A 19934-nucleotide genomic window follows, 5' to 3' on the forward strand; every position below is an offset into this window, starting at 1 on the left:
TGGAGATTATAAGTATGCAACACCAAACCATTGCGATTATTGGCGCTGGCGTTATGGGGTGTGCTACAGCGCTAGATGCTGCTAGATATGGCTATAACGTCATTCTCAAGGATATTTCCGCTGCTGCCATCGAACAAGCCCCTAATCACATCAAGAAGGAGTACCGTTCAGCGTGCATGTTTAACAAGGCGTATGGGGAGGAAAGTCTTCATTCGATCTTGGAACGAATCTCTTTCCAGCTTGACTATAAGGGCATTGAACATGCGGATATTGTCATAGAGAACATAAGTGAGCATGTAGAAAGCAAAACATCGGAATACCTAGTACTAGCGGATATATGCAAGCAAGATGCCTTGTTTGCACTTAATACAAGCTGCATTTCCATTACGAAGCTTGCTTCTTACTTACCTGATCCATCGAGAGCCATCGGCATCCACCTTATGAATCCAGTCCCCCTCAAAGAAATGGTTGAAGTGATTAAAGGCTATCACACCTCTGAACAGACGAAGCATGACATCGTCGCCTTTTTAAAGACACTGCACAAAAAAGCGATCATTATTGAAGATTTTCCAGGCTTCGTCTCGAATAGGCTCTCCCACTTATTTATGAATGAAGCTGCACTTATCGTACAAGATGGAATTGCTACTCCAGAGCAAATAGATAGCATTATTAAGCTAGGATTCAATCATAAAATGGGACCGTTAGAAACAGCGGACCTTATCGGATTGGATACGGTTGTTGATTCGTTGGAGGTGTTGTACGACAGCTATCAGGATTCCAAGTATAGATGCAGTCCACTGCTAAAAAAGATGGTCGATGCAGGGCATCTTGGTCGCAAAAGCGGTAAAGGTTTTTATGCCTATTAGAGGATGTTCACACGCACGATTTGAAAAGAGGGGTGCTAATGGGGAAACAAGTCGAAGTGAAATGTGTCGTGTGGGATTTAGACCATACGATTTGGGACGGCGTGCTGATCGAGTCCAATGATGTGTCTCTAAAGCCTGGAATTGTGCAGCTCATTGACACGCTGGACAAGCGGGGCATTCTCCAATCGATTGCGAGTAAAAATGATCATGATCTCGCGATGGAAAAGTTGAAAGAGTTCGGTCTTGATCACTATTTTATTTACCCTGAGATTCATTGGAATGCTAAGTCTTACTCGATAGAGCAAATTCAAAAAAATATTAACATCGGGATGGACAGCATTCTGTTTGTAGATGATCAGGAGTTCGAGTTGGAGGAGGTGAAAAACACTCATAAAACCGTAGATTGCGTGAACTCGAGCTTATATGAAACGTTATTGGATCATCCAAGACTGAATCCAAGGTTCATTACAATCGATTCGGTACGCAGACGAAAAATGTATCAAGATGACATCATACGGAAGCAGGCAGAAACGGAATATCGTGGGCCATCTGAGCAATTTTTAGCAACGCTAAATATGAAATTTTCGATTGCATATGCAGGACAAGAAGATTTGAAGCGGGCTGAAGAGCTGACGGTAAGAACGAATCAATTAAATGCGACTGGCAAGACATTCAATTACGAGGAATTGGATCAATTCAGACAATCTGATGCCCATCAGTTACTCGTGTGTGAGCTGGAAGATAAGTACGGTTCGTATGGAAAGATAGGCTTAGCCCTAATCGAACAAAATGCTGATCACTGGAGGCTTGAGATGATGTTAATGTCATGCCGAGTCATCTCTAGGGGAGTAGGCACCGTGCTGCTCAGCTACATTATGAACGAAGCGAAGAAGCATAACAAAAAGCTGTTGGCAGACTTCCGAGACACAGGAAGGAATCGGATGATGAATGTTAGTTTCCGATTCTCGGGATTTAAAGAGCATTCGTCAGATGACCAAGGTAATTATGTATTTGAGCATGACTTGGAAAAGATTATGAGTTATCCGGATTATATAGACGTTCGCTGTCATGCTTAGAACGTATTTGTAAGGGAGGATACTATGGATTATCGTGCAGAAATAAGAAATTTTATTGGTCAAAATATTTCTCTGGATAATGATGATATGACCATTTCAGATGACGACAACTATTTTGAACTGAGATTTGTAAATTCGCTTTTTGCTATGCAGCTCGTAGATTTTGTGGAGCAAAAGTTTAATCTTACGATCGAAAATGATGAGTTGGGTTTGGAGAATTTTAGTACCGTTAATAATCTTGTTGCGCTTATTGATAGCAAAATAGCATGCAAAGGAGTGGTATCATGATTAACATTAATAAGTACTTATTCGTTTACTTGGCTATAGCTTTTGGTGCTTCTTATGGAGTGACGGTTGCTTATCTATTTTTCCCTGATGTATTAGTTCCGATTACAGGGGAGCTTACGTTAATGCATCCAATTACCATCGTGACTTTGTATTCCCCATCGATTGCTGGCTTGATTGCTTATTATATGGTTGGCGGCAGCAGTGCAGTGAAAGGAGTACTGGCGAAGTTTATCCCAAGAAAGCAGGATTTGTACTGGTTCCCTATTATTATCGTGGTATTCTTCTTGTTCGCAGCAACGATGCACTTTGGTTCAAGATTGTTCGGCATCCCAGTACCTGAAATTACATTTACTGTACCAGAAATGATCGGTGCTGCTCTATTTAACTTGATTAAGGAAACAGGATTAATTGGTGGCGTGCTAGGATGGATTGGATTTTTGCTTCCAGCTTTGCAAGCGAAATTTAAGAGTAATATTGTGAGTGGTCTTTTGACAGGATTGTTCTTCGGATTATGGGTTCTACCTGGTTATGTTATTTCTTCATTCGGAACGTCAACTACGTATATCTACTACGTCATTCAATTGATGGTCTTTGTTGTATTTATAAGCTATATCTTTAATGCAACAAAAGGAAACCTTCTGTTCTACCTCGTTGCATTTTGGCTTGCAGCTACAGGCAGTCAAATTCAACTGTACTTCTTTAATCCACAAGTACAAATTATGCAAATTACGTACTTCACACTTGCAGCGATCATTATCCATTTGGTGTTTAAAGCGAAAAAGATTAATCCTAAACTTCAAACGTTCCCAGAATTCATTAGCTCTGGAGCAAATTAGGCAGAGTAACCTTTGCACAAGTTAGAAGAAAAAGGATATTTATTCATTGTGTAGAATACACATAAATGCTTAATCCCTCTGAACAGGATGTCACAGCTGCTTGGAGGGATTCTGCATCTCTTGAAGGTGACATATAGGCTTGTGAACGATATTGATCATTTTTATATAACCTTGAAGGGTTATGGAGGGGATAGAGGGTCATATGAAAAACAACCTATTTCAACTAATAAAACCGGGAAATGGCAACAATCAAGTGATCTGTTTTCCTTACTTAGGGGGGAATGTGTACGCTTATAATCAATTTGCGAATTCACTGCATGATGATGTTGAAGTGTGGGCAGTGAATCCACCGGGACATGGAGGAGATACCAATGCGCTGATAGCAGATATACATACTTTATTAGATTTATATTTCGAACAATTGATTACGATAATAAAGCCGCAGGCGATTCTGTTTGGTCACAGCATGGGCGGAATCATTGCCTATTTGCTAGCACAGAAATTACATAACACTAGGGATTATGATTTAGCTCAGATGAAGCTAGTCTTATCTGCTTGCAATCCCCCTAATGAATATGAAATGAACAAATATACGAGCTTAACGAATGATAAGCTAATTGAACATCTCATCTCTTATGGTGGAGTGCCTGAAGAGCTTATACATGAAAAAAATATTTTGGAGTTTCTCCTGCCTACCATTCGTGCTGATTATGGAGTGTTGGAGACTGCTTCTACGCTTGAAATACAGCCTATTCGTATACCTACCTACTATTTCTGGGGAGAGAACGACAGCATCGTTCCAGTGGACTCCATTACTTCATGGCTGAGTTATTTCGATAATGAATTACAGGTGATTCCGATCGAAAATGGTTCACATATGTTTATCTCAGCACATGCAGATGTCGTTGCTCATCAAATGGAGCAAATCATTTTCAGGGAGGAACAATAAGTTTTCTAAATGGAAGGGGTTGGAATAGAAAAGATGTTATTGAAAATGCTGAAGAAAGATTTCGCTAGGAAAAAGAGTATCACGATCGTATTATTTTTGTTTATATGGCTGTCTGCTGTGCTCGTATCCGCAGGTTCCAATATGATCGTTGAGCTATCGAATTCCTTAACCCATTTATTTACCCAGTCTAAGGCACCGCACTTTGTACAAATGCATGCGGGTGATATTGATCAGTCAGCTATTGATACGTGGTCATCCACGAACAAGCTGGTGAAAGAACAACAAACGGTAGAAATGATCAATATTGACGGTTCCAACTTGTTTTTAGGAAGCAAGGGTGAATCTGAGAAGAACAGTGTCATGGATATAAGTGTCGTTACGCAAAACAAATCCTTTGACTTACTGCTCAATTTAGAAAGTAAAGTGATTCAAGTATCAGAAGGCGAAATTGCCGTACCGATCTATTATAAGCAGCAAAATGATATGAAGATTGGTGATCAAGTAAAAATATCGGCTCCACCGTTTGAAAAGGTATTTACAGTTGTTGATTTTGTAAGAGATGTGCAGATGAACCCATCGATTATCCACTCCAAACGCTTCGTCATCCATCCATCTGATTACGACTTCGTCAAACAAAACTATGGTGAACTCGAATACCTAATTGAATTCCAACTCCACGATTTTAGTACATTGAATGAATTCTCCCAAGCTTATCAGGCTTCCCAGTTACCAAAGAAAGGCCCCGCCATTGACCTAACCTTGTTCAAAACATTAAATGCACTAACAGATGGTGCAGTAGCGGCAGTCATTATATTTGTGAGTATACTCCTTAATATCATCGCCATTCTCTGTATTCGGTTTACGCTGCTTGCGACGATTGAAGAGGATTATCGAGAAATTGGTGTATTGAAAGCGATAGGAATTAGCTCGCGATATATTAAAAAAATATATTTAACAAAGTATGTGGTCTTGGCTGCGATTGCAGCAGTTGCCGGCTATGTCACCTCGTTATTCCTTAATCAATTTTTCACGGCAAATATTTTGTTGTACATCGGGTCTGCGCCGAAAGGCATTGTAGACTATGCGATTTCTATTGCAGCCGTTGCGGTTATCTTCTTCATGGTTATCTTCTTCTGTAGATTAGTGCTGCGCAGATTCAATAAAATTTCGACCGTCGAAGCGCTGCGTTCAGGCAGTATCGGTGATGCGAAAATGCATAGATTCTCTCCTTCTCTAAATAAGAGCAAATTGCTTGCCGTTCCTGTCTTTCTCGGTATAAAGGACGTTCTGCAGCGGTTTAAAATGTTCCGCTTGCTGCTCGTAGTCTTTTTAGTTAGCTCCTTTATGATTGTCGTGCCGATTAACTTCTTGAATACGATTCAGTCTCCAACGTTCACGTCTTATATGGGAATTGGCCAAAGCGACATTCGTATCGATTTAAGGCAATCCGATGACATGATAGCAAGGTATGCAAACATGCTGGAAGTAATCCAGAACGATGAAGATGTTACGCGGTTCTCTCCACTTGTTACAAGTCAGTTCAAGCTGATCAATAGCGAGGGCGTCGAGGAGAACATTAGTGTAGAAACAGGTGACTTTTCAATATTCCCTCTTGATTATGTAAAAGGAAATGCGCCGACTAAGGAAAATGAAATTGCTCTTTCCTATGCGAACAGCAGCGGACTTAAGAAAGATATTGGCGATGAGCTTCGTTTTATCGTAGATGGTCAAGAGAAAAAAATGGTCGTCAGCGGTATTTATCAGGATGTAACAAATGGCGGAAAGACCGCGAAAGCACTGCTGCCATTTAACAAAGATAATGTGTTGTGGTATGTCGTCAGTCTTGATTTAAAATCTCCGCAGCTCATGCAGCAGAAGATGGCGGAGTATGAAAAAGCATTCTATCCAGCAAAAGTAACGGATCTAAAAGGTTATATTGATCAAACGCTAGGTACGACGATTGAGCAGATCAGGCTTATTACCGTGGTCGCTACTTTGATTGCGGTGCTTGTATCGATTCTCATAACTTCGTTGTTTATTAAAATGGTTATTGCCAAAGACAATGCGCAAATTGCTATTATGAGAAGCATTGGGTTCGGGTTAAAAGAAGTTCGGGTGAAATATGTGACGATGTCATTATCCGTATTAATAATCGGTATATTGCTCGGCACGGTTATATCCAATACGGTAGGCCCGATGTTGGTCAGCACATTGATGTCCTCTTTCGGCGCTTCTCAGATTGAGTTCATCGTTGATCCTGTCAAAGCATACTTGCTTAGCCCGCTTATTCTTATCCTCGTTGTCACGATTACAACATTGTTGAGCATCTTGTCTATTAAGAAATCCAGCGTAGCTTCGCTGATTGCCGAATAAGGAGGAAGACGATGAGTATTCTGTTAGAGTCGAAGGAATTAAGCAAAACATTTGTGGTCAGTAATAGTCAGGAGAATCATATTCTTAAAAGTGTAAACCTGACGATTGAAAAGGGTGAGTTTGTAAGTGTAATGGGCCCATCTGGTTCGGGCAAATCCACTTTACTTTATAACATCAGCGGTATGGACCGTATGACATCAGGCAGTGTTGTATTGAACGGGCAAGAAATTTCGGCACTTTCGGAACAAGAGTTGGCAGATGTAAGACTGAAAAAAATGGGCTTCATTTTTCAGCATATTCACTTGCTAAAGAACTTGAATATTATCGACAATATCGTGCTTTCAGCTTACATGAACAATAGCACCAGCCGTGCGCAAGTTAATGAACGAGCGCTGCAGCTCATGAAGCGCACAGGAATTGCAGAACTAGCGAATAACGATATTACGCAAGCATCTGGCGGTCAGCTGCAGCGCGTCGCCATTTGCAGGGCGTTGATCAATAAGCCGGAAATTGTATTTGGAGATGAACCGACTGGGGCATTGAATTCCAAGTCCGCGTCGGAAATTATGGATATTTTAGCGGATATCAACGACGAGGGAACGACGATTCTTCTTGTTACTCATGATGTGAAGGTCGCAGCGAAAAGCGAGCGCATTTTGTTTATGCTGGATGGAAATATCGTAGCAGAACAGCGACTTGGTAAATATACAAGGGGGGGGGGCGACGATATTAAAGCAAGGGAAACTAAATTGGCTCGCTGGCTAATGGAAATGGGCTTTTAAATTTGTCATTGTTAAGATCTTGAATGAATATGACTTACCTTAGCAAAAGGGAGTAGAATCGTTCTGGAGAAACGAAGTGGTCGCCTTTGTAGTCGAATTTTAACCTTGAGATAAATGAATAAAAAATTCGACTACGACAGCGATCGGAGGAATGATCTGCTCTCACAGCGCTATTTCAAGTCCAATGTGTCATTCAAAGGTTGGCTCGACGAAAGGGGATACATATGGAACGCGTACAGAACAAGTCGTTCAATAAGTTTCTAATTGTGTGGATGGGCCAGTTAATCGCCTCGATCGGAGCCGGGTTAACTGCTTTTTCATTGGGTGTGTATGCGTTTGAACAGACAAATACGGCCACCAGCGTTGCGCTTGTTGCTTTATGCTCGTTCCTGCCTAATATATTGTTACGGCCAATCGGTGGCGTGTTGGCGGATCGCTTTGATCGGCGATTAATGATGATTATTGGTGACTTGGGTGCAGCCGCAGGACTCATCTTTATTTTGTTAATGATGATGTTGAACGGCCACATTTCGCTCTGGATTATCTATGTTGGCGTTACGGTCAGTGCTATATTTACAGCGCTTCAGAGCCCGGCTTACAAGGCATCTGCCACCGATCTGCTAACGGAGGAGGAATATTCGAAGGGAAGCGGGCTACTGCAGCTGGCCGAATCGGCTAAGTTACTATTTTCTCCGATTATTGCGGGTTTCTTATTAAGCATTACGACAATTAGTACCATTCTCGTTATTAATATTGCTACTTTTCTCGTTGCGGTTCTTGCGGTGCTGGTCATTAAGCGAGGGCTGCAAGTTGCAACCAAGGAATCTGCTTCTCAATCCTTTGTAAAAGAACTGGCTGAGGGATGGCAGTCAGTCACTTCTAATAAAGGTGTGCTGCTGCTCGTTATTATTATCTCGATTATTACGTTCTACCTTGGCTTCTTGCAGACATTAATCGGTCCAATGATACTTTCATTCGCAGATGCACAGACGCTGGGCATGTTCCAATCGGTGAGTGCAATTGGGATGCTGCTTGGCAGTATCGTAATTGGTCTATTCAAAGTAACGAAACAGTATGTACCGATGTTGATCATAGGGTTGGTGATCGCTGGAATTGCCTTTTCCTTGCACGGCGTTACAACGAATATGTTCTTTTTGACAGCTGCTGGTTTTGTTTTTCTAACAACGTTGCCGTTTATCAATATGAGTTGCGATGTACTCGTACGAAGAAATATTGATAATGAGAAACAAGGTAGAGTATGGGGCATCATCGGTATTCTCTCTCAGCTCGGTTTTATTATCGCGTACAGTCTAGCTGGTTTTCTGGCGGATCATGTGTTTAACCCTCTATTGCAAGAAGGGGGACTGTTTGCTCCAACGTTAGGACAATTCATTGGTACGGGGCCTGGTCGAGGAATTGGCTTGCTATTTATTATTGCTGGCATCCTCGTAGTTGTCGTAGCTGTAATCACGTCCAGAATCAAATCAATCCGTGAGCTAGATACGAATCAGGATGCTGCGAGTCATAGTATGTAATTGATATGTCTGATAACAGAGAAGACCCGCTTGCGTTAATGCCAGCAGGTCTTTTCCTATTTAGCTGGTATAAAAATATAATTTCTCCACCATTTAATATATAAACTTTGATATAGTAATATACAAAATTAGATAAATGATTGGATAGAGTGGAGGATTAGCATGGAAACAAAACAGAACCCGTATGCTTTAGGTGTGCTGGCAGCCGTAGTGTCCTACATCTTGTGGGGAGTTCTTCCTATCTATTGGAAGGCAATTGGTTCCGTTCCAGCGGGGGAAGTGTTAGCGCATCGTATTATTTGGTCCTTGGTGTTTATGATCATTGTTCTGTTGCTGCTTGGTAAGCTGAGGGTGATCATCCAGGAGATCAAACAGGTGTTTACCGATAAAAAGCAAGCGATCAGGATCATCCTTGCTGCTGTCGTGATTAGTATTAATTGGCTTGTTTACATATTTGCCGTAGAAAGTGATAGGGTAATTGAAGCAAGTTTAGGTTATTACATGAATCCGCTCTTCAACATTTTTCTTGCGACTATTTTCTTAAAAGAACGTCTGAAAAAGCTGGAGTGGTTATCTGTAGCTATTGCAGGCGCAGGGGTGCTGGGGCTCGTATTGTACTATGGATACTTCCCATGGGCTGCTTTAATATTGGCTACGACCTTCAGCTTTTATGGGCTTATGAAAAAGACAGTCCCGATTAGTGCTTGGGCAGGATTAACGATTGAAACGCTGATTATGGTGCCGTTTGCTCTTGTTTTCCTGTTCAGCTTTGAAAGTTCGCCTTCGTTCTGGAATAGGGATGTAACGACTGTATTTTTGTTAATAGGCGCTGGTGCCGTAACTGCTGTTCCGTTGTTATTATTTGCTGCGGGAACGAAGCGTATATCGTTTACTTTGGTAGGGTTTCTTCAGTATATTGCGCCAACGATTATGCTTGGACTAGGGTTATTCCTATTCGATGAACCGTTTAGCACTCCACAATTACTTGCGTTTATGATGATCTGGATAGCACTTATTTTATTTACATATTCTCGTTCCAAGGAAATGCTGCTTCAAAGAAAGCATGAGCTGCAGCTTGCTGCTCACAAGAAGTAGGTATTAACTAGCTCACATAAAGTACATTTCATTAGGAGAGGAGATTATCCTCTCCTTTCTTTATTTCCTATTATTATCCTACTTTGAATCGACAGCGTCTGATATAATCTGGAAGTTGTCTATTTACATACAAATAGGGGAGATTGTAAATGAAGAGATTACTTAGTCTAACTGTCGTCGCGCTTTTATTGACACTTTGCACGGCTGGCATCGTTTCCGCAAGTTCGCCAGCAAGTAAACCGAAGATTGTATCTGTCATTGATAGCGGTACTTTTTTGTTGGATGACGGTACGTTTTGGAAGACAGACCACCATGGGTTACGAAAAAATCGTTCTAGTTTTGTCACCATAGAAGGCAGTGGGATGGCCGGATGGGGCTTAACCGATAACGGCAAAGTGATTAGCTGGAATTATAGTAGCGGAAAGGCAGAATATCCCTATATGACGGATGTTGCCCAGTTAAGCAGAGACGGCTGGTGGCTTAAAAAAGATGGGACCGTGTGGAACTTTGACGAGAAAATCGAGGGTCTATCTAATATTACGTATATAAATGGTAATGCTGCCCTTTCTAGCAATGGGGATGTTTATTCGATTGAAGCGGGAAGCCCTAATTTAGTCGTTACTATACCCAACGCAGTGTCCGCACATGTCTATATGGATGATACCATTGTGGTGGATAAAGAGGGGACGGTGACGCATCATTTCTTCCTTAATAAGGAGCCATTAACGGTTACTACGGATGCGGTCGACGTTATGTGGTTTGGGTCTAGACAACTATTAATTACAAAAAAAGATGGATCGGTATGGGTAGCTGATCAATCACTTGGATTTCAAATGAAGCAAATTCAAGATATGAAGGATATCGTGAAGATGTATAGTTCCAAATCCGAAAATCTCGCCTTCTTGCAAAATAAGAACGGCTCTTGGTTCAGTTATAGTATATACGACGGCATCAAAGAAATAAAAGTTCCCGAAGTCAAGGCATTGAAGCTAATCGTTACGAGAACAACACCTAAGGTGGGCGATCACTTTCTAATTGCAGTAGAAGAGCAGTACACAAATGGTTATACGCATAAGCGATATCCAAACAAGGATGAACTTGTTATCGATCAACCACAGCTAATCGAAAGGGTTCCTGACAATAAATTTAAAGTTCGTGGTGTTGGCGAAACTGGTGTGAAAATAACAGCTCATGGGTTGAGCAGCCAAGCGAAGATATCGGTCAGTCTAGATGAGCCTTTGCAAAATGCAATTCAAAAAGACGGTGTTGTTTACCTTCCATTAAAGTCTGTATTCCAGACTATCGGTGGTAAAGTAACTTCCAACCCTAGTACGAAGGAACATCATATTCAATTAGGTTCCAAAAAAATCAAGCTGAAATCGGGTAGTAAGGTAGCAACGGTCGACGGAAAGGCATACACCATGAAAGGTGTGGTGCAAACGGCTGGAGGAACAACGGTTTTCCCTGCGGAGCTGCTGAAGCACATTTTACAAGCGAATATTTCATGGGATAATGGTTGGAAAGAGGTAACGATTAAGTTCGGTAGTGCAAAAATGATCGTTCAATCTGATGAGACGGCTAAAATCGAAAAGAGAGAACAACTTGGAGACCTCGTAAAGTATATTGGCAAGAGTTATTGGATTAATCATTTCCAAAGCTGGGAACGGTTTAATAAAGTAACGATAACGGATATTGTTCCTATTGATTCGCACTTTATTATTGTGTTTAAGCATGCCAATGGCAAGACGCTCCAAAGTTACGAAATGTCTGCTAGTAAAGTGGAACAGCTGCTTACAGATTCCTATTATTTTATGAACTATGATCCGTATAAACGTTATAAATGGTCGAAGTCAGTATGGGAAAAAATCAAAAATGAAAAAGTATCTACAGGGATGACCAAGGAGCAGGTGCTCATGTCTTGGGGACAGCCAAGAAACACTTCCTATATTACGGGCGGAAATATTACGGTGGAGTCTTGGGGATATGGAAGCGGGTCAAGTCTTAGCATTATTACATTTACAAATGGTAAAGTGACAGGCATATATCAGTAACCATAAAAAAAATGAAAAGGGGGTGTCCCAAAAGTCATTTTACATGGCCCTTGGGACACCCTCTGTCTATCCTATGGTACTGCATTTAACTCTTGGATGTACGTCGTTCTTTAGCTTCTTTTGGTTTTTCCCAACGGAAGATGGCATTTAATCCTTTATAGATTAATTTGGATTCTTTCGTTAAGAGAGGTCCAAGTACGGCCAAGATCAATACATACAGAGCGGCAAATGGTTGGATTGTAGGGCTCAAGGAAGCCGCGATACCAATATTCGCAACGATGATGGAGAATTCACCACGTGATACAATCGTTAGTCCAATATTAGCAGAAGCTTTTCTGGACAATCCAGCACTTTTTCCTGCGAGCATGCCTGCAAGGAAGTTACCGAACAACGTAAGCGCAACTGCACCAAGTGTAAGTCCTACTGCTCCACCTAACGTGCTAGGTTCAATCGTTAGTCCGAAGCTGAAGAAGAACAATGCCCCAAAGAAATCACGGAACGGTAAAATCATGTGCTCGATACGCTTCATGTGCGTAGTTTCTGCCAGTACAAGACCGAACAGCAATGCACCAATCGCCTCAGCTACATGAATCGTTTCTCCTAGTCCAGCCACAAAGAACAACAATCCGAAAATAAGAAGGATAAAGAGCTCATTCGATCTTATATCCAATAGCTTGTTCAGTAGTGGTGCAGCTTTTCTACCTACGACGAGGAATAGAAGCATAAATCCAAGTGCGTAAGAAGCAGAGAGCACTACACCAAGCAAGGAGGACTCATCGCTTAGAACAAGACCCGAGAGAACAGAGAGATAAACTGCGAGGAAAATATCCTCATACATAATGATGCCTAGTATCATTTCGGTCTCGGGGTTAGCCGTCCGTTTCAAATCTACAAGTACTTTCGCTACGATTGCACTAGACGATATCGTCGTGATTCCTGCCAATACCATTGTTTCAGCAAATGGAAACCCGGCAAGAAAGCCAAACGCAAGTCCAAGCGTAAAGTTAATTGCAATGTAGATCGTTCCACCGACCGCAATCGATTTCCCTGACTTGATCAGTCGTCCAACAGAGAATTCTAATCCTAAATAGAAGAGTAAAAATAGTACACCTAAACGTCCTAAAAAGTGAATCGTCTCTGCGCTTTCTATAAATCTAAAATCAAGCACACCGAGTTGTGGAGCATGAGGCCCTACAGCCATACCGACTAAAATATAGAAAGGAATGACGGAGAAGCGAATTTTGGCTGCCAATAAACCTGCTAGGGCAATGAGAATGATGGCTAGTCCAACTTCAAGAACCAGGTGATCCATAATTACCGACTCCCGTTCTGTAACATAGCTTTTAAGGCTTTCATCTGCTTGCGTTCCCCAGCAATAACAAGCATTGTGTCAGCTTTGAAGACGTACTCAGGACCAGGATTAATGTGTTTCGTTTCTTTCTCAATAGCTGCAATGATCGTCGTTCCTGTCGATTGACGAACATTGGCTTCGCCGATTGTTTTACCGATGCAGGACGCATGAGGCTCAATGCGGTACCATTCAATTGTCAAATCATCTAGAGCAACCTCAATCGTCTCTAATGCTTTCGGTTTGTACGTCATGCCCCCGATAATAGCTGCCATTTGACGAGCTTCTTCATCTTCGAGCGTAACCATGGAAATACTCTCATCCGGATCGTCGTAATCAAAATGATACAACTCACGACGCCCATCATCATGAATAATGACGACGAACTTATCCCCGCTTCTAGATTCCATTTGGTACTTTCTGCCGATTCCTGGTAGATCCGTTTCTCTAATGTTCACCCTTTTTAAACCTCCTGTCGAAAAAAAATGATATTGCCATAAACATTATAACCTATTATAGGGGTGAGATAAACATTTAATGTAGGGGGATTCAAACTTACCCTAAAAATTCGTCTGCGATGCTTTAAATAGGTTTAGTGAGGAGATAGAACGCATTTATTAGTAGAAACAGAATAATAGTACCTTTTTGGTATGCAAATGATAGTCTCTTCTATGAAAGGTAGTAATAATTGGTAGAGTGTCAGTCATACAATAAAATGGGCAAGATGAGAGGAGAAGGAGCGAAATGAAGATTCCATCTATGGCTAGTCTTTCTACTAAAACGGATACTCTTGAAAAACAGTTTGAATCAATTGCGTTGGAAGAGAAGACGCTTTCCAATCTAATGCAGTTTGAGGCGGATAAGATGCTTGCTTTTATTGGACGAAAGCGAGATTTTCCCAGTAATCCGTCTTCAGCAGAGATTATTCAATTCAATCAGTCCTGCGTTCAAGTTATGGAATCTTTCCTTAATGCTGAGAGTGTTCTATTCAAGAAGTTAACCAAGGCTGTTCATCTAACTCTGCACGAAAAAAACATCCAATCCGCATCCCTCAATGATGAAGATAATAATGAAGCGGAATTATTAGAAAACGATGATCAAGGCTTTGATTTTTAATAGAGGAGATGTGTTATGAAAAGGAGAACCGAAGCGGCAGCAACTTTATTAGCAGCATTATTTCAATTATTGCGGGCGCTTAAAAGTAAAAGAGCATCTATGAAACCTAGTGAGCGGCGGCTGGTTGATTATGATTTGGCGATGATGGTACATATCGGTTCTGACCTTCACAAATATTTGAGCTGGAGTGACTTATCCATTGCAGAAATACAAGGCTTTGGAGAAGGAGATTGCACGAGAAGTACTGGTGATTATGCAGAGAAATTTATGCAGGACATCAATTATGCCATTACTATGCTTCAAAGTTGGCCGTTCGACAATCCGCTAATAGGAAGACAAGTGATGAAGCGACTTTACGAGCTGCAAAGCTATTATTCAGATCAGCTGGCGCATGATGACGAATTCATTATTGGCAATACTACGAGTGAGCAAGCCTCATGGGAACAAAAACTGGCTGTTGGAGCGGACATTCATTCTTTCAATCACGAGCAAGGTACTCGGCCAACTTCCAATCCGGACGACAATTACATTTTGACTAAAATCGGCAGCTGGACGTCGGTAAAAAAGTTAAATGATAGTCATGCACATCAAGGAAGGAGTGTTAAACAAGATGGCCAAGTTACAGCTATTGAACGCAGGCGGATCTAGTTATTATTTGTCTGGGAAATGGTCAGTGGGTGTTTACTTGAATAGAACAAATAATAGTGCTGTTTTGATTGATAGCGGACCGAACGCAGCATTTGCTAAAGCTCTTGATCAAATGATTACGAATCAAGGATATAGCGTAGGTGCCATTGTTAACACGCATGGACATGCTCAGCAGTGCGGGGGAAATGAATACTTTCAAGATAGGTATCCGAATATTCGAATTTATAGTTCAGAGCTAGCAGCGCCATTCGTGCAATATCCTTGGCTTGAGAGACAATGTGCGGCTGGGGAAGCTATTTTACTAGATGAGCATGAGGCAGGAAAACGAACGGTAACCGACATATTTTCCTATGAAGATGGCCCAGTTGATATTAATGGGAATGCATTTATGATTGTAACCTTGCCAGGACATTGTACAGGCATGATAGGGATCATTACGCCTGATAATGTGATGTATTGCAGTGATGCTTTATTTGGTCATCAGACGTTAGAGCGTCAGAAGCTTCTATACTTCAATGATATAAAAAGTACGCGAGCTACATTTAATAAATTGCGCAAATATGATGTTTCCGCCTTTGTTTTAAATCACGGTGGCATATATACAGATGTCTCGCCATTAATTGAAGAGCATATAGAGCGGTTGGAACAGGGTCTGCAGCATATAGAGGAATTGGTTCGTGAGAAGCCTAAGACGTATGAGCAGATTGTGAGCGAAGTACAGCTTTACTATGAAATAGAGGATAACCATGTGGCTTATGCGGCAGTATGCGCTATCGTAAGGACTCTCTTAACGGAGTTGAAACGTTTAAGGCGAATTGATTGTTATGTCGAGACTGGACTTTTATTTATAAAGGGTTCACAAGCAAATGAATCGGTAGCTCGTACTGCTAAGTCGTGATAGGTTATGGTTCATCGATGAAGAGAAAATTACATATAAATATCTTGCGGGCGCCGAATTCAAAACGGCGTTTTTTTGTGTGCAGGGATATGTGAATGTTTGCGTATAAATGGAGGGGATTTTCAAGAAAATTAAGTAATTGTAAATCCAAATTCCACCAATTGTGATCTAATTAGAAGTGGGAAGGGAGATACCGACTACATGGATATACATAACCTCGTGAAAAAGGCACAGAAGGGAAATAAGAAGGCCTTCTTGGAATTATTTCAACATTATGAGGAGGCTATTTACCGTATTGCCTATATGTATGTGAAAAATAAAGATGATACGTTGGATGTCGTGCAAGAGACTGCTTATCATGCATTTAGGTCTATCGACACCTTAAGAGAGCCGCAATATGTGAAGACGTGGATGATGAAAATTGCCATTAACCAATCCATTTATATATTAAATCAGCGAAAGAAGATTATTCCATTTCCACCTGAGTTTACGGAGCACAATAGTGGATTTGTATCGGAAGAGGATGTTCCCCTTGCTGTAACGCTAGAGCAATTGTTGGATGAGTTAAATATGACGGAGAAGAGTGTCATTACGCTAAAATTTTATAAAGGATATACGATCCAAGCGATTTCAGATTTGCTAGAACTTCCTTTGGGATCAACGAAAACGATACTGTATCGCGGGCTGGGAAAGCTGCGGAAAAAGCTGATGAGAGGTGAAGTTTCATAACGCTATGCACTCTATTTTGCAAGTAGTAGGAACATGGAAAGGAAAGATAGAATAGTGCTAACAAATTCAATAATACGTTTGGGGATATCAAGGATGAAAAAGAATAAAATCATCCTTTTACTATTGGTATGCAGCCTTTTTGCACCCGCGTCCATTCTAGCGATTCCGGCTAGCAAAGGCATTGAGCATAAAAGTATGGAACTTACAATTGAGCCGAAAATGATTCCGTATAAGGAATTGGACTCTGCGATAAAGAAAACAGTAGAACAAGCAATCAATCATTATGCGGATGGGAAAAGAGTTAAGCTAGAGACTGCCATCAAAATGGAAATTTTCAGAGGTAAAAATAAGGCCGAGGGCTGGCGAATTGAAAATAAAGATCGGAGTGCAGTTATAAATGTGGATGCCGCTTCCGGAAAAGTAATTGACCTTTCACTTTTACTTACGATGTCAGAGATGAAAGGGAAGTACAAGAAGCAATTGGAGGCAGCGAACGCAGTTGTCAAGCAAGTTAAGGCAGAGGCCGTCTTTACAGGGGAGCGTGTAGATTTTTCGATTAATGAATGGAGGAATAGACAGTCGATTACCTTTATTACGAAGGACGAACAATCTATAGAACTTGACTTGAAGACGTGCAAACCATCTTACTATAGCTTCAAATTCAAAGCTTCTAATGTGGATGGAAAGATTATGCGGACAGCGGAGCAGGCTGTAAAGTGCTTAAGAGACGGTAAATTTGCGTCTTTTACCTATATTCGCCGAAACTCTCAGAGTAAAGGGGTAGTAGATATATGGGAGTTTAAAAGGAAGGTTGAAATTAAAAGGGCCGATATTGCAAAATATGAACATGTAGAGATAGGCGAGAATGGGAATAAAGCATATGCGATTGAATCTCAAGTTTATATTGATGGTAAGACGGGGAAGCTCTTTTCTGCCGATGTATCGCCTAAGACGCACAATCAGAAACAAGTCCAATTGACACAGGAACAGGCTGTTGAAATAGCGATCCCTGCGGCTCAGAAAATGTTCGGTAAAGACTTATCTACATACAAAGTAAAAGTATCGAGCTCTAAGAAAGTTTATACGTTTAGTAGCAAGGGCGAAGAATCTATCCTCGCTAGATTTGATAAGTATGGCAATCTTATTAGTATGCAGCGACTGGTTTAGAAGTTATTTGCTTTATGCATGCTGTACAAATATATTTTTATTTCAAGGGTAGTTGTTCGCTTCGTACATCTCGCTTTGTTGCATGATTCAGAGTTTCCATCTGGGTAATAAGAAGAAGGAACGTCTTCGCCAGATGTTCTCCCCGAAACTCTGAGTTTCAAAATAAAGGAGGTTTAAATATGAGTACGACGGAATATGCAAAATTGGCCAGATGGTATACACCTTCTGATGGTGTTACAGGGGTAAAAACAACGATGACTATTCCAACTGCTGCTGCTATTTTAGCCAGGAATGGCAATGGGTTTATTAACTTTTATTTATCCGCAGATGGTTCTGGGCATCATGTTGAGTGTGGTATCTCGACAAGTTTTAAGCATCAAGGTGATAAGTGGCATTGGTTTTATACGTGGGCTCGTAATGGAAGCGGTGGGGACGATACTTGGAGCTTTAGACCAGGTCAGGTCGTTCCGATTGAATTATCCATTAACGCAGATAAGACAGCGTTGGACTACATTGTAAATGGAGCCGTCGTAAAATCATTTCCAGGAACTTATAGCACATTAACGAGTGTGCGACTCGTTGTGGGGGCTTGTGATCAAAACTTCCCTGCTGGTCGCGTTCCGGATCCGTTGCCAGATTGGGCGACCACCCACAGCGCTGTTACTTGCAGTGAGTTTCAATATAGAGACTCTGCCGGCAGCTGGATTACTTGTACAGCAAGCAACTCAACCCCACCAACACCACATGGGTCAGGCCAATCTAGTGCTGAAGTGCACTGGCCATCTCCTACTTCCAAATATCCTCATAAGGGTTTGCCGTTTGAATATAGTTTGGAAATTTCACCAGGAACGTTAATTGCTTCGCTTCCAGAGAGCGTTTAATAAGTAAGGGAACAAAGCAAGGAAACGATAGGGCTGATTACGCTTTGTCGTTTCTTTTTTCTATGTATCTATGTTCAGTGAGGTCAATTGTTAGCCGACAGCTGATGTACTGAATGTAATTCATATTTTGATAGTGATTTCCATAAAAAATAATAGGAAATAATTTTTCTGAGTTGGTAAAATGGCTTTCTACCCCGATAGAAAGGATGATTGTTTATGGACAAACAGCTGCAAGAATTAAACCGAAATCGAACAATTCCGATTTTTAATTGTGATTACGATTTATTTGATAAACACTTGGAGTTTTACACCGCTATGGGATTCGAGATGAGTTATTATCAAAAGTCTCCTTATCGTTTTGCTTCTGTACAAAAAGAGGGAGTTGGAGAATTTAGTTTTTACGGTGTTAAAAAGTTCGAAGAGGAAGGAAATATAAGTGGTTGTTATGTGGTAGTACCCAATATCCGGGCCATTTATGACGAACTGAAAGCAAACTTAAAGTCGTACTTTGGAAAAATTCCATCTAAAGGGACGCCAAGGTTTTCACGGTTGAATCAAACAGCCGAAGATTGGAGAGTAAACATTACAGATCCCGCTGGAAATACGATTATCATAGGTGAAAGCCTAGGGGACTCAAAAAGCTTAATGAAGACAGAGGATGAAAGAGTGAAAGCACTAGAATCTAAATTTGAAAAATTATACGTGCAGGCTTATCGCTTTGCTTTTTCGAAAGAAGATTTTTTAGCTGCTAGAAATACAATAGAGGTAGCTCTTCTCAAGTTTAAAGTTGATGTGCCGAATGAATTCCTATTTAAAGCTAAAGTGCTGCAAACCGAAATTTATGTTTTGTTAGAACAAGAGGATAAGGCGAATGAGGCATTACAAGAAGCTGAACATATTGATTTAACTGTAGATGAAAAAGAAAATGTTGCGGAATTTATAGAACGACTTCAGGAACTAAGAATAGAACTGAGAATGACATCCAGCAGTCGTGCAGGATATTCAAATAATGAGAATTTGTAACTCGTCTGAATGAGGCGGAATCCTTATATGGACAAAAATGCAGTTATTTTAAGTAGAAATCAGCATTTTGAGACCAATTAGGACAAAAGTGCAGTTATTTTCAACGATTATGGGCTATTCGAAGGAAATCGGCAAAATTAAATGCATTTTTGCGGATAATCGCCCTAATAAGCATATTTGTAGATTAAATAACTGCACAATTGTCATTCACTTTAAAACTATATATAAATCTATCTGTTATGCGTGTTCGGTTATTTCTATGGAGTTGATCCT

The 19934-nt window shown here is 40.9% G+C and carries 19 protein-coding genes; 17 read left to right on the plus strand and 2 right to left on the minus strand.

Annotated features, from left to right (window positions below; genetic code table 11):
- Positions 1-14 precede the first annotated feature (14 nt).
- From FPZ44_RS00530 to FPZ44_RS00575, 10 genes are all read left to right on the plus strand, one after another.
- On the plus strand, positions 15-866 hold the full coding sequence (locus FPZ44_RS00530; protein WP_144986400.1) for a 3-hydroxyacyl-CoA dehydrogenase family protein: 852 nt from the start codon (positions 15-17) through the stop codon (positions 864-866).
- A gap of 38 nt (positions 867-904) precedes the next feature.
- Positions 905-1942, plus strand: coding sequence for an HAD-IIIC family phosphatase (locus tag FPZ44_RS00535; RefSeq protein ID WP_144986402.1), 1038 nt, complete (start codon positions 905-907; stop codon positions 1940-1942).
- A 24-nt stretch (positions 1943-1966) separates the two neighbouring features.
- A complete protein-coding gene (locus FPZ44_RS00540) occupies positions 1967-2230 on the plus strand; it encodes an acyl carrier protein (protein ID WP_144986404.1) in 264 nt (87 codons plus the stop codon).
- Positions 2227-3066, plus strand: coding sequence for a hypothetical protein (locus tag FPZ44_RS26280; protein WP_186785856.1), 840 nt, complete (start codon positions 2227-2229; stop codon positions 3064-3066). The genes FPZ44_RS00540 and FPZ44_RS26280 overlap by 4 nt, the downstream gene beginning before the upstream one ends.
- 202 nt (positions 3067-3268) lie before the next feature.
- On the plus strand, positions 3269-4015 hold the full coding sequence (locus FPZ44_RS00550; protein WP_186785857.1) for a thioesterase II family protein: 747 nt from the start codon (positions 3269-3271) through the stop codon (positions 4013-4015).
- A gap of 33 nt (positions 4016-4048) precedes the next feature.
- Complete coding sequence (locus tag FPZ44_RS00555; RefSeq protein WP_144986408.1) at positions 4049-6388, plus strand: ABC transporter permease; 2340 nt, start codon at positions 4049-4051, stop codon at positions 6386-6388.
- An 11-nt stretch (positions 6389-6399) separates the two neighbouring features.
- The gene (locus FPZ44_RS00560; RefSeq protein ID WP_144986410.1) at positions 6400-7170 is read left to right on the plus strand and encodes an ABC transporter ATP-binding protein; all 771 of its coding nucleotides are present in this window, start codon (positions 6400-6402) and stop codon (positions 7168-7170) included.
- 224 nt (positions 7171-7394) lie between these two features.
- Positions 7395-8705: an MFS transporter gene (locus FPZ44_RS00565; RefSeq protein WP_144986412.1), complete on the plus strand. Its 1311-nt coding sequence runs from the start codon at positions 7395-7397 to the stop codon at positions 8703-8705.
- Positions 8706-8867: 162 nt separating this feature from the next.
- The gene (gene rarD, locus FPZ44_RS00570; RefSeq protein ID WP_144986414.1) at positions 8868-9800 is read left to right on the plus strand and encodes an EamA family transporter RarD; all 933 of its coding nucleotides are present in this window, start codon (positions 8868-8870) and stop codon (positions 9798-9800) included.
- 149 nt (positions 9801-9949) lie between these two features.
- Positions 9950-11851, plus strand: coding sequence for a stalk domain-containing protein (locus tag FPZ44_RS00575; RefSeq protein WP_144986416.1), 1902 nt, complete (start codon positions 9950-9952; stop codon positions 11849-11851).
- A gap of 85 nt (positions 11852-11936) precedes the next feature.
- Here the strand turns inward: FPZ44_RS00575 and FPZ44_RS00580 are convergent, their stop codons facing one another.
- Together FPZ44_RS00580 and FPZ44_RS00585 are read right to left on the minus strand one after the other, a co-directional pair.
- Complete coding sequence (locus tag FPZ44_RS00580) at positions 11937-13163, minus strand: cation:proton antiporter (protein WP_144986417.1); 1227 nt, start codon at positions 13161-13163, stop codon at positions 11937-11939.
- Positions 13164-13165: 2 nt separating this feature from the next.
- Positions 13166-13657 (minus strand): cation:proton antiporter regulatory subunit, encoded by a 492-nt coding sequence (locus FPZ44_RS00585; protein WP_186785858.1) that lies wholly within the window; start codon positions 13655-13657, stop codon positions 13166-13168.
- A 286-nt stretch (positions 13658-13943) separates the two neighbouring features.
- Between FPZ44_RS00585 and FPZ44_RS00590 the strand changes: the two genes are divergently transcribed.
- From FPZ44_RS00590 to FPZ44_RS00620, 7 genes are all read left to right on the plus strand, one after another.
- Complete coding sequence (locus tag FPZ44_RS00590; RefSeq protein ID WP_144986419.1) at positions 13944-14315, plus strand: alpha-helical endospore appendage domain-containing protein; 372 nt, start codon at positions 13944-13946, stop codon at positions 14313-14315.
- A gap of 15 nt (positions 14316-14330) precedes the next feature.
- Complete coding sequence (locus FPZ44_RS00595) at positions 14331-14963, plus strand: hypothetical protein (RefSeq protein ID WP_144986421.1); 633 nt, start codon at positions 14331-14333, stop codon at positions 14961-14963.
- Positions 14926-15861: an MBL fold metallo-hydrolase gene (locus FPZ44_RS00600; protein WP_186785859.1), complete on the plus strand. Its 936-nt coding sequence runs from the start codon at positions 14926-14928 to the stop codon at positions 15859-15861. Before FPZ44_RS00595 ends, FPZ44_RS00600 begins: the two co-directional genes overlap by 38 nt.
- Before the next feature lie 201 nt (positions 15862-16062).
- Complete coding sequence (locus FPZ44_RS00605; RefSeq protein ID WP_144986423.1) at positions 16063-16590, plus strand: RNA polymerase sigma factor; 528 nt, start codon at positions 16063-16065, stop codon at positions 16588-16590.
- 93 nt (positions 16591-16683) lie between these two features.
- Positions 16684-17757, plus strand: a complete 1074-nt coding sequence (locus tag FPZ44_RS00610) for a hypothetical protein (protein WP_144986427.1) — start codon at positions 16684-16686, stop codon at positions 17755-17757.
- A 179-nt stretch (positions 17758-17936) separates the two neighbouring features.
- Positions 17937-18638, plus strand: coding sequence for a hypothetical protein (locus tag FPZ44_RS00615; RefSeq protein WP_144986429.1), 702 nt, complete (start codon positions 17937-17939; stop codon positions 18636-18638).
- Between the two features lie 216 nt (positions 18639-18854).
- Positions 18855-19661, plus strand: a complete 807-nt coding sequence (locus FPZ44_RS00620; RefSeq protein ID WP_144986432.1) for a VOC family protein — start codon at positions 18855-18857, stop codon at positions 19659-19661.
- Positions 19662-19934: the final 273 nt, after the last annotated feature.

The sequence above is a fragment of the Paenibacillus agilis genome (genome assembly GCF_007786455.1).
Classification (GTDB): Bacteria; Bacillota; Bacilli; order Paenibacillales; family Paenibacillaceae; genus Paenibacillus_B; species Paenibacillus_B agilis.